This is a genomic window from Pradoshia sp. (assembly GCF_051873915.1).
In the GTDB taxonomy this organism is placed as follows: domain Bacteria; phylum Bacillota; class Bacilli; order Bacillales; family Pradoshiaceae; genus Pradoshia.
In genome coordinates this window covers 9,937-21,478 of sequence record NZ_JBJEFJ010000184.1, presented here as the reverse complement: position 1 = coordinate 21,478, position 11,542 = coordinate 9,937, and the positions used below count along the sequence as shown (strand labels likewise).

The window sequence follows — 11,542 nt, the reverse complement described above, 5'->3', positions numbered from 1 at the left end:
AACAAAAAAGACCCTGTAAAAGTCCGTTATGGTGGACTCATACAGGGCTTTCTCTTCATTATCTTTTCCGTTCTACCTTCTTCATGACTTCCTTGCCGCTCGCATCCCATTTGATGGCGCGATGAGCGTAATCATGATAAAACGTAAACCAGGCACCGCTCTGGATACCATGCTTGACCCATTTTTCTTTCGCACCAATTGAGTCCATCGGGTAATCATCATAGGCAAGGACCCAAAGTGAATTTTGATGGGCTGTGGTCGGCATCAGATCAGCCATATGAAGAAGCAGCTCGCCGTCTTGCTCCATTACGATGATGCAGTGTCCGTCACTATGTCCGCCAGTGTGGACCATTTTGATGCCTTCTGCAATAGTGAGCTCTTTTTCAAAGGTCTTAACCTGACCTTCAATCGGCTTCCAATTCTCTTCCCAATACGTATTGCGTGAGCGAATATTCGGCTGCCTCATTTCATCCCATTCTACCCTCGAGGTGTAGATGACTGCATTTGGAAATACGCTTTTCAGCTTGCCATCTTGGTAGCAGGTCAAGCCGCAGGCATGGTCAAAATGCAGATGAGTCATGAGAACGCCGTCAATATCATCCGTCGTTAAACCGAGCTTTTCCAAATCTTCCTCAAGCTTCGATTCCTCACTCACGCCGTAATTGCGAAGCTGCTTCTCCGTCAATTTGCCTTTGCCGATTCCAGAATCAATTAAGTAGTTCTTTCCTTCTGCCTGAACCAATATAGGATCTGATCTCAATTCGATTTGGTTTTTTTCATTGACAGGATACTTTTTGGACCAGAGCGGCTTCGGTACTACCCCGAACATCGCCCCTCCATCCATATGAGTATCTCCGCCATTAAGCCATGTCAATGTAAACTTCCCGAACTGCAAATTCTCCAATGGTTTCTCCCCTTTATCATGGATTGCGCATCTTAAGAAGGACAGATATTAAAAGGCTGCCTCACAGCGATAGATAGGGTTGCCCTTCGCGGAGAATTTCTGTTCATATTCCGTCATGACATTTCCTTCAAAGTCACTATTGTGTAAATCAAGGCTGACATAGTTCAATTTCATACCATAGTGCGAAAAGCTGACAAGGGAATATTCGAACAGTCCGCGATTATCTGTCTTAAAATGAATTTCTCCATGTTCCGGCAAAATTCCTTTATATAAGTCAAGAAAAGTCTTATACGTAAGTCTTCTCTTCTCGTGGCGTGTTTTCGGCCATGGATCGGAGAAGTTCAAATATACGCGTGATACCTCTCCCTCGGCGAAAATATCCGGAAGCTCAAGCGCATTCACATTAAGCAGCTTCACGTTCGGCAGATTGGATTCAAGCAAACGATCAAGCGCCGTAACGATGACGCGGTCTGCAAGCTCGATGCCGATATAGTTGATATCAGGGTTTTGTTGGGCCATGCCATTAATGAATTGACCTTTTCCTGTTCCAACCTCGATATGGATAGGATTCGTATTTCCAAACACTTCAGACCATGCGCCTTTGTGCTTTGCTGGTTCCTGTATGCAGAAATATGGGTTATTTTGGAGTTTCTCCTTTGCCCACGGTTTATAACGTTGTCTCAAAATCGTGCACCTCCGCTGAATTTACGTAAAAAGAGTAGCACATCATGAACAGAAATTCCATGCTGGCTTTCTTTTCACAAAGGTTCTTCTTATTCTAAAATGCCCTGAACAAAACAAAAACCGGCTTACAGGCCGGATTTATCATGAATAATCGGTTCTTAAGTAACACAAGCTATAGCATATTCAATAAGGGAAGGAAGGGAATCATATGCCCCTGTCACAAAATCACAGTTGGATGCTTCTTAAAGATATATTGAACAATCATCAGGAGGATTGCTGCGGTTCTCAATCAGAATGCGAACAGCTGGAGAGGACGGTAACTTCGCTGATGAGGCAGCCTAGTGTTGATGAGGCGACCATGTCGGTGCTGCAAGAGATTTACCAATACAGCCAAAGCGGCATCCATGCCGCCAATCTGGAAAATCATATTGAATCTCATCAACAGAAACTTGCAGGCTGGGTTGAGGATATCACTCAATATTCCTGAGCGAAGGATAAGTATTCAATACACCGGTTCATATCAGCGAGCCGGTTTTTCTTTTTGTGCAGGGCCGTTGTTTGAATCATTTGAGTGAGGACAAACCATTTCATCCGCAATCGTAATTCTGGGGTAAGGCTTAAGCCATAATTCACCAGCCACTGCTCCCATTGGTCCTTCTCTACATATGAATATAAGAGCATTCCTATATCCATGGCAGGGTCAGCAATGATTGCTTCGTCCCAGTCAACGAGGTATAGGTTCCCTTGATCACATAAAAGCAAGTTATTATGATTAATATCTCCATGGCAAACAACATAATGATCACACTTCACATCATTCACATGCTGTTCTAGGAAATGAATCGTTTCCTTTATGGCTTTGTCTTCCTTGAGCTCTCCATCAAGAGAGTTCTTCACGGAAGCCAGGATTTGAATAGGCGTTTGGGCTGTTTTTCCTAGGCGTCGGAGCATATTTAACAAAGGTGTGGATTGATGGATCTTCTGCAGTAATTCTGCAACTGATTCTTCACACATCTCTGCGGGAGTCAGTTCCCTTCCATTCATCCATTCCTGGGCTGTAATCACATCACCATTCTCTAATCTCTTTGTCCAGATAAGCTTTGGCACAATTCCCTCGGCCGACAGCACAGCTAAGAAAGGAGAAGAATTTCTCTTTAAAAATAGCTTCTGCTCATCATGCCTGGCAATGAATGCTTCGCCTGTCGCTCCTCCGGCAGGTGTTATCTCCCATTCTCGCCCTAAATAATCCATGGTATTCACCTTCAATAACGTAAACTTGTATGGCATAATTTCCATATAAATAAAAAAGACAGCCATTGACTGCTTTTCTTCAATAGCCATCTCCTTAAATTTTAGTAGGTTTATACCGCTTTCGTCAAGTGTTCGAACAACAATTATTCTGAACAAACACATACGTTGTTAACGGCTCGAGTGTGAAATGCTTGATATCCATTTCGACACCCTGTTCTGCTGTATATCCGCAGTCCCCGCAAATCATGCCCCATTCCTGTTCCCCCGGAAGTTCAACCTCTGTTGGCTGCTCCCCATGATGATAGACAACAAGAAGCCTCTCCCATCTTCCATACTCGCCTACATCATCATATAACAGGCTGTGGCAAGCTGGGGACAGATCAAGCATTTTTGCATGGGTTTCGATTTCTTCCCTGCTCCGGAACCTGAAAGCCCCATGGCTTTTACGAATAGCCATCAAGCACCTTAAATATGAAATCGTCTCTTCGTTCTGCTCACGTAAATCCCAATTCAGCTCATTAATCCAATCTGGTGAGCAATAGCTATTTTCAATACCATGCTTCGTCCGGAAGAATTCTTGGCCGCTGTGCAGGAATGGAATCCCTTGCGAAAGGATGGCAATACTCGTGGCAAAGCGATGACGCCTCTTTCTTGATTCATTTGACTCTGCTCCGTTTGCGAGCTGGAGGCGGTCCCATAGGGTATGGTTATCATGGCATTCTACAAAATTAACGGACTGCTCAGGTCCGAGCGGATAATCCTCTCCAATGTTTAGGACAAGTTGAGAGAACTCCTCATGGCTGAATTCCTTCCCTGTAACATAGCCCGTATCCTTCAGGTTGAAATTACTCCCTTTAATAGAATCCCTGAATTTATCGTTAAAGAAACCGACATTTTCAATCTTGTGTGAATTGCTGATTGTCGTTTTATCAGCACCCGATAGAGCGGTCGGGAGGTCCCATCCTTCTCCAATGATGATGGCATCCGGCTTAATGGAATGAATGGTTTTTTCAACCTCCTTCATAGTCTCTAGATCAAGAAGGCCCATTAAATCAAAACGGAACCCATCAATTTGGTAGAACTCCAGCCAATATTTAACGGCAGATACAATAAGCTTTCTTACCATAAAACGCTCGGAGGCGAGATCATTGCCGCAGCCGCTGCCATTGGAAGGCATCCCATTCGCACCATAGCGGAAATAATAGCCTGGAACAATTTTCTCAAAGTTTGAGATTTCCTTCTGGAAAACATGGTTAAAGACAACATCAATAATAACGCCTAAGCCATGCTGATGAACGCTCTCAATCAGTTCCTTTAATTCCTCAATCCGTTTCCCAGGAACATGGGGCTTTGCGCTGTAATTCCCTGCCGGAGCAAAGAAATGTCTCGGATTATACCCCCAATTATATTCCTTGCCTATCACAGTCTCATCCACTCCGGCAAAATCATTGACCGGCATGAGCTCAATATGGGTTACCCCTAATTCCTGCAAATATTGGATTCCGCTTGAGTAGCCCTTAGTCGTTTTTGTCGCTGTCTCACTAAATGCTGCATATTTTCCTTTTGCATTCATGCCGCTATTATGATGATGAGAAAAATCGCGCACATGTGTTTCATAGATGATGGCATCAACCGGGCTTTCCAGCTTCGGCAATGAATAGTCATGCTTCTTATATTGGGACATGTCAATGACTGCACTATATTGCCCATTGACAGAAACTGCCTTTGCATAAGGGTCTGTTGCTTCCCGCCAAATGTAATTGACTCTCACCAAATAAGAATAGAAATGATTCTCTAAATTTTGATGGACGGTTAAGTGCCATACTCCCTGCTCTCCCCGATGCATCGGTATGGTTCCCTTTTCGGTGCCAAACTCATTAATCAGCTTAAGCTTTACATTCGTTGCTGTTGGTGCCCATACCTTAAAGACTGTTTTTTCCTTCTCATAGATGGCGCCCATATCCTCTCCATCATATTGATACATTTCATCAAACTCCGGTGTGCGGATAACCGCACCTGTCTGGAGAGCAAAAGCCATTCCCTTGTCGTCTTCTATTTGATATTCTTCACCAAGTGGTACCTCGAATGGGGCTGTGCATATGTACTTGGTATAATGTTCGATTTGAATGACTTCATCAACTCGTAGCTCCCCCATTCTTTGCCCTTCAAAAAAAAGCATGAAGAATAGCTTTTCATTCACCCGGTAGGAGTGAGGAATTAAGATGGTAATTTGATCTAAGGCATCTAAAAAAGCCGAAAATCTGCCTGTATACAATGTATTCACTCTCCTTGAACTGCTAGTTTGACCATATGATGCTTCAACTCAATAAAAGCTTCGCCAGCTCCAACATTCTCACCATCAGCCTGAATCGGCACTTCGAATGAGGAGGTAACACGAATCGTTCTTCCCTCAAATGAATCTACACCCCGAAGCTTTAAGTGGCCTCCCCAAAGAACCGTACTGAACATTAAAAGGAGCTTAAGCCTCGGAATATTATGTATGACTAGTATATGAAAGACCCCGTCATCTGGTTTAGCATTCGGGGATATCTTAATGCCTCCGCCAAAATATGGATGATTTGACACATTCACAAGCCAAGTGTTTGTGAACGAATGAGACTCACCGTCAATCTCCACTTCCATCTCCCCTGGTTTATAGGTCATCCACTTCCACAGGAAGTAGGCCAAGTAGATGATTTTTCCCGCTCCAAGCTTATTAAAATAGTGTTTCATCCGTGATTGGTTAACGGCTTCCGTAATGGCCGCATCCAATCCAATACCCAAACTGTTCAATAAATAACCCTTACCACTGCTTGTTTTATAAAATCCAAGGTCAATAGGTCTCACCTTATTCGAATGGAGCAAACCTGATAATGCCTGCAATGGGCGCGAATCAATTCCCTCACCCCTTGCAAAGTCATTACCGGACCCTGCAGGGATATAAGCAATCCTTACTCCTGGGAAACCGGCCGCACCGTTTGCGACCTCATGAATAGTGCCATCGCCCCCTACAGCTACAAGAATGGCATCTCCAGTGCTTTGAAGAAACTCTCTAGCCAGTGCAACACCATGTCCCTTATATTCAGTAAAGGCATAAGAATAAGATATCCCTTCCCTATCAAGGGTCTCCTTTGTTTTCTCCCAGACTTTTAAGCTACCCGCATTTTTGGCGGCAGGATTAATAATGAAATAGTAGGTTCTTCGTTCAAGAGAATCCCCTCTCACTTCTGCTTTCCCCATGATTATCCATTAACTCCTCTTCCTTATTGTTTCTAATCGAACTGCCATACGCCAATAAGGCCTGTGCTGCCTTTAACTGCAGATTCTTCATGGCAGAACGGTTATGACGGATGGAGCTGAACCAATCATCAAATCTCCTCTTATCGATGATTTCCTGATCAATAGATGTGTGCAACTGATTAATATAGCCATTACGGCAAATAATGCCTTTTCGAATCGGAAACACCATATCCTTAGCAGCAAAAATCTGTTCAAGAATCCATTGCATCCGTTTTAATGTGATAGTCGGGTCGAGCACTTTTTTATCTGCCTTATCATGATGTGTCCTTGTCCAAAAACGGTCTTTACCGCCGACAAAAACGGCATCATCCTCTGCCTCAAGCACGGTCAGACACCAAGCCTCCGATGGCGTGAGCAGAATGATTTCCAGCTCTACAGGCGCATTCTTCCATTCCAGCACCGGTTTGTATAATACCAGGCAATTATCCGGAATACGCTGAAGGAAAAAGCGCAGATTCCGGTCGAATTGATAGCGACCCAGATGCAGAGGCCCTTCATCACTTGCTGTCACAGCCCACTTCAGCTGAAATGGATAAAAGTAATCCAGAAATGATTGCTTTAACTCCTGCTCATCTTCTGGGACTGTACGCAGGAAACGCGGAGCTTCAATAGGTGGTTTCTCCTGCTTTACAGAAACAGCAGCCTCTTCCCTTACCTCTCCCCTCTCCTTTAAGAAGAATTTTTTGATTCTTTGTCGAAAAGGGCGCGTATCTTCCTCTAAAGAGGGAGAATCCATCTCTCCCCCAATTAAGTACCGGCTTAGATCACCGGCTTCATAGGCTTTCTTTAAACGTGACCACTCTTCATTCTTCACATGGACAAATTGTGAAGAATAATGGTAAATATCCTGTTCATATCGGGAAATGAAGTCTTGCAGCTTAATCAATTGACTCATTGGTCCCCATCCTTCCCCTTTGTTCTTCCAGTCATTTTCCTATCGCAAAGCGCACGATGGGTTCATACTTTGGCTGTTTCTCTGTATCCGTCCGATAAAGGACTACATTCTTGATTTCGCATGGTTCTATTCTAGGCAGCCCGCTTCCCCATTCCGTAATGCTTCCTGGTTCAATCTTATTCTTGCTCCTTCTTGCTAACGTTATATGTGGAACAAAAGGCTTCGTATCTAGTTCAAATCCCGCTTCAAGACAGGCATTGTATACCATTTCCCGCACAGTCTGCATCATCGTTGATTTCTCAGAATCTGCCCAAAGGATACGAGGACTGTCCTTCTGGCCAAATGTTCCCAGCCCGTTTATTTCAATCAAGAATGGCTGATATTGTGCAATCTTCTGTTCAATGAGTTTTAATGCTATCTTGAGCTTGTCCTGCTCAGCGGCCCCTAGAAAGGCTAAGGTGATATGATAATCCTCTGGATGCACCCAGCTTTTAAAGGCATAGACATCCCCTGCTCTTCCTGCCCAATCATTCAATTCCCGTTTACATTCCTTCGGTAATTCCAGCGCAAAGAAATAATGGCTTCTTCTGTTCATCGGTTATCTCCTTTATTATTTTACACTTATTTTAACCGCGGTCAGCGATATGATTAGGTTAGTAATAGAAAAAAAGCCCGGAACAATTCTATTCCAGGCAATTACTGCTTAATGGAGCGGGCCGCACTCAGCCTCAATCTCCTGTATAAAGGCATCCTGCAGTTTCCGTATAATCGGATATCGGTCCCCTGACCCGACAGGCTGCCCATTGATCATTCGTACCGGCGTAATCTCAAGCGTCGTAGAGGTGATAAACACCTCGTCAGCATGCGATAGATCATCAACCGTAAAAGCCTTTTCCTCATAAGGAATGGATTTGCTCTCACATGCTTTAAGCATAACCATGCGGGAGATTCCATTTAAGATAAGATTATTTGCTGGATGGGTATACACAGTCCCATTTGACACGATGGACACATTTGTATGGCTTCCCTCTGTAATGATTCCGTCCCGATGAAGGATTGCTTCATAGCATCCCGCATCAAGGGCTTCTTGATGGGCCAATACATTTCCGAGCAGGTTCAGGCTCTTAATATCACAATGAAGCCAACGCTTGTCAGGTACGACCAAGGCATCAACACCCCTTTCCATCAAATCCGCTGGTCTCTTGCTTTGCCGTGTATAGGCAACTAGGACTGCTTTTACATCATTTGCTGGGAAGGCATGATTTCTTGGTGCTACTCCCCTTGTCAGCTGTAAGTAAATCGTCCCTTCAGACAATTGATTCTTCTCAATCAGGCTTTCCATTATCGTCTTCATTTCTTCCTTCGTATATGGAATGGACATGCGAATCTTCTCTGCACTTGCAAAAAGACGGTCTACATGCTCCTGCCATGTGAACAATCGCCCATTATAGACACGGACAACCTCATAGATTCCATCGCCAAACTGATAGCCGCGGTCCTCGATATCAATGGTGATTGTCTCTCTTTTCGAAAGCTTTCCATTAAAAACGATATAACTCATATTCCCCATCTCCCCTTATGTTCGTAAATGAAAGCATTCTTTATCTCGTTAATTCATATATGGCTTGAGCATACATCGCTGTCGCCTTTAACATATCCTCAATAATGATGTATTCATCCTTTTGATGGGCAACATCTTCTCTCCCCGGGAACAAAGGACCAAAGGCTACGGCATTCTTGATTGCACGCGCGTACGTTCCTCCTCCGATTGCGAGCAGTTCAGCCTTTTCTCCCGTATGCTCCTCATATATTTTTTGAAGGGTTTTGACTAGCTCACTATCCGCGTCTACATGATGAGGACCTAAATGGGTTTTCATTTGAATAGAGAATCCATGATCGGCCGCTGTTTTCTCAAGTACAGACCAGCCCTTATCAAAGTCAAATGTAACAGGATAGCGCATATTAAAGGCGATTTTGCCTTTTCCGCCATGTTCATATGAAATAATGCCATAATTGATTGTTAGATCCTTCGTAATCTCATCATGGTAGGCAACACCAAGCTCACGTCCTCTTGACTCCTTGCTTAAATAATTGTGCACGAATGTCAGGAAGCGGAAATCATCCCCTTCAAATGGAAGTGTGACTAAAAAGTCCACTAGCCGGAGGCCGGCATTAACACCTAAATCCGGTTCCATCCCATGGACAGATACCCCATCAAGCGTAATCGTGATCTCCTGCCCTTTCACCGTATATGTACCAGTCAATTCATTCTCTGCACAAAAGTCGCCATACCGCTTCTCCCAATCTCCGGCATATTGGCTGTCAGCTGTAATCACTGCTTTAGCGAATTCAGGCACCATATTAAAGCGCTGACCGGCAGAAAGGCTCTTCAAGGTAGCTTCTTTTCCTTCCATGCGAGAACCATCGAATTCATAGGTGAAATCAGCAATTCCTTTCTCTGCATAAATAATAGGGAAATCAGCATCTGGCACAAAGCCAACCGTTGGCGTCTCTTCTTTCTCAAAATAATGATCCATGCAGCGCCAATCACTTTCTTCATCTGTTCCAAGAATCAATCGGACACGTTTATTAACATCCACGCCAAGGTCTTTTACAATTTTCATGGCATAATAGGCTGCCATTGTCGGTCCTTTATCATCCATGGCTCCCCGTGCATAGATTCTGCCATTACGAATATCAGCTGAATAAGGATCAGTTGTCCATCCATCTCCTTCTGGAACAACATCTAGATGACCCAATATACCGAGCAGTTCATCTCCTTGTCCCATTTCAAGATGGGCTCCATAATTATCAATATTTTTTACCGCAAAGCCGTCCTTTTCACCAAGATCCAGCATGAAATCAAGCGCTTCCTTGATTCCTTTGCCGAATGGAATTTCCTTCGTTGCCGTTTCTTCATCAAGTGTGCTCTTAATTTGAAGCAATCTTTGCGTATCCTGAATCAATTGTTCTTTTCTTTGTTCCACTTCTTTTTGCCAATTAATTTGCATTCCCGTTAACCTCTTTTCATTCACTATCCTTCAATATCGTTATTATATCATGTATGCCTAAAATATATTTTCCAATACACTGATTCGATATAATGTTGATTTTTTGGGACACATTATTAGTGAAAGAAGTCATAAATAGTACCAGCCATTTATATGTATTATTAAATGAATTTTCAATTTTTTGAGCTGAACCTATGGATTTCATGAAAAGGGAGGGGTATTATAGTACTAGAAAGACTTCAAGGATGAAGCTTCTAATTAAAGGAGTGCTGAAAAGGTGATAACTTAAAGAGGTGGTTATGGTAAACAAGTAATACAGCAGGATGAATGTATGATGTTGCCATCGGAAACTATCCATAAGGAGTGGTTTTTTGAAACCTTCAACAAACCGTATGCTTACAAGAATTAAGTCCATTTACATGTTTATTGTTCGTAATGGTACCGTCACGACCCAAGAACTGGTCGATGAATTCGGTATTACTCCGCGCACGATTCAAAGGGACTTAAATGTGTTAGCTTATAACGAACTTGTTGTTAGTCCCAGTCGTGGAAAGTGGACCACCACCCAAAAGAAAGTTAAATTAACCTCGTAATAACAGTCTTTCCTTAAAAGAAAAAGAAGACCGTCTCCGGTCTTCTTTTTCTCATGAGCGCTTTTGCATCAGCACTAATTCCTCTTCTGTCATCTCTCGATATTCACCAGGCTCAAGGCTTTCATCAAGCAGAAGAGCACCCATCGCAATTCGCTTTAAATAGACAACCTTTTTCCCTACGGCTTCAAACATCCGCTTCACCTGATGGAACTTGCCCTCTGTAATAATCAGCTCGATTTCCGATTGTGTCCCGCTTTTAAGAATAGTCAGCTCACCAGGCTTTGTTACATATCCATCATCTAAGGTTACACCTTGTTTAAACCGTTCAATGTCCACTTCATCTACCGCTCCATCAATGACCGCATAATAGGTCTTCGGCACATGCTTTTTCGGTGCGAGCACATCATGAGCAAGCTGGCCGTCATTGGTCAGGACAAGCAGTCCCTCTGTATCTCGGTCAAGGCGTCCGACAGGGAATGGCTTCATGTAAGCATCCTCAGGTTCCAATAAATCAAGAACCGTCTGAAGGCGGTCATCCTCTGTCGCGGAAATATAGCCCTGCGGCTTATTCATCATGACATATATAAACTCCCTGTATTCAACCAATTCACCATGAACCATGATTTGGTCTTGCTCAGGATCAACATGTGCCTTTGCATCCGTGATTTTCTTCTCATTGCAGAGGACCGCTCCTGATTTCAATAATTTCTTAACATCCTTTCTACTTCCAAAGCCGGAATTAGCGAGTAATTTATCGATTCTCATCTGTATCACCTATTTATCATTATTTGAATAAACTGTACGGTACAAATTCAAACACAAGGAGTGTTTCCATGTATTATTCATCCTATTTCCACCCCATGTCGGTCGAACAGGAAAGCCGGCAGCAAGCTCCTCCTAATCC

At 43.4% G+C, this 11,542-nt stretch carries 12 protein-coding genes; 2 read left to right on the top strand and 10 right to left on the bottom strand.

Annotated elements, in window-relative coordinates; translation table 11 throughout:
* Positions 1-58: 58 nt before the first annotated feature.
* Together ACI35L_RS16130 and trmB are read right to left on the bottom strand one after the other, a co-directional pair.
* Positions 59-904: a YtnP family quorum-quenching lactonase gene (locus ACI35L_RS16130; protein WP_049669834.1), complete on the bottom strand. Its 846-nt coding sequence runs from the start codon at positions 902-904 to the stop codon at positions 59-61.
* Positions 905-952: 48 nt separating this feature from the next.
* Positions 953-1,588: a tRNA (guanosine(46)-N7)-methyltransferase TrmB gene (trmB, locus tag ACI35L_RS16125; RefSeq protein ID WP_049669833.1), complete on the bottom strand. Its 636-nt coding sequence runs from the start codon at positions 1,586-1,588 to the stop codon at positions 953-955.
* Positions 1,589-1,796: 208 nt separating this feature from the next.
* Here trmB and ACI35L_RS16120 point away from each other — a divergent pair, with 208 nt between their 5' ends.
* Positions 1,797-2,075, top strand: coding sequence for a YtzH-like family protein (locus tag ACI35L_RS16120; RefSeq protein WP_049669832.1), 279 nt, complete (start codon positions 1,797-1,799; stop codon positions 2,073-2,075).
* Here the strand turns inward: ACI35L_RS16120 and ACI35L_RS16115 are convergent.
* From ACI35L_RS16115 to pepV, 7 genes are all read right to left on the bottom strand, one after another.
* A complete protein-coding gene (locus ACI35L_RS16115) occupies positions 2,063-2,839 on the bottom strand; it encodes a phosphotransferase (protein ID WP_439803310.1) in 777 nt (258 codons plus the stop codon). The genes ACI35L_RS16120 and ACI35L_RS16115 overlap by 13 nt on opposite strands.
* Before the next feature lie 124 nt (positions 2,840-2,963).
* Positions 2,964-5,123 (bottom strand): type I pullulanase, encoded by a 2,160-nt coding sequence (gene pulA / locus ACI35L_RS16110; protein ID WP_439803307.1) that lies wholly within the window; start codon positions 5,121-5,123, stop codon positions 2,964-2,966.
* Complete coding sequence (locus ACI35L_RS16105; RefSeq protein WP_439803306.1) at positions 5,120-6,079, bottom strand: diacylglycerol/lipid kinase family protein; 960 nt, start codon at positions 6,077-6,079, stop codon at positions 5,120-5,122. The genes pulA and ACI35L_RS16105 overlap by 4 nt, the downstream gene beginning before the upstream one ends.
* Positions 6,045-7,034, bottom strand: a complete 990-nt coding sequence (locus ACI35L_RS16100; protein WP_439803305.1) for an NERD domain-containing protein — start codon at positions 7,032-7,034, stop codon at positions 6,045-6,047. Before ACI35L_RS16100 ends, ACI35L_RS16105 begins: the two co-directional genes overlap by 35 nt.
* 31 nt (positions 7,035-7,065) lie before the next feature.
* Positions 7,066-7,629, bottom strand: coding sequence for an RNA 2',3'-cyclic phosphodiesterase (thpR, locus tag ACI35L_RS16095; protein ID WP_049669828.1), 564 nt, complete (start codon positions 7,627-7,629; stop codon positions 7,066-7,068).
* Between the two features lie 108 nt (positions 7,630-7,737).
* Positions 7,738-8,595, bottom strand: a complete 858-nt coding sequence (dat, locus tag ACI35L_RS16090) for a D-amino-acid transaminase (RefSeq protein ID WP_439803304.1) — start codon at positions 8,593-8,595, stop codon at positions 7,738-7,740.
* A gap of 40 nt (positions 8,596-8,635) precedes the next feature.
* Positions 8,636-10,045, bottom strand: a complete 1,410-nt coding sequence (pepV, locus tag ACI35L_RS16085) for a dipeptidase PepV (protein ID WP_439803303.1) — start codon at positions 10,043-10,045, stop codon at positions 8,636-8,638.
* A 371-nt stretch (positions 10,046-10,416) separates the two neighbouring features.
* Between pepV and ACI35L_RS16080 the strand changes: the two genes are divergently transcribed.
* The gene (locus ACI35L_RS16080; RefSeq protein ID WP_049669825.1) at positions 10,417-10,638 is read left to right on the top strand and encodes a DeoR family transcriptional regulator; all 222 of its coding nucleotides are present in this window, start codon (positions 10,417-10,419) and stop codon (positions 10,636-10,638) included.
* Positions 10,639-10,689: 51 nt separating this feature from the next.
* Here the strand turns inward: ACI35L_RS16080 and ACI35L_RS16075 are convergent, their stop codons facing one another.
* Entirely contained in the window at positions 10,690-11,403 is a 714-nt protein-coding gene (locus ACI35L_RS16075) for a pseudouridine synthase (RefSeq protein ID WP_049669824.1), read from the bottom strand.
* Positions 11,404-11,542 lie beyond the last annotated feature (139 nt).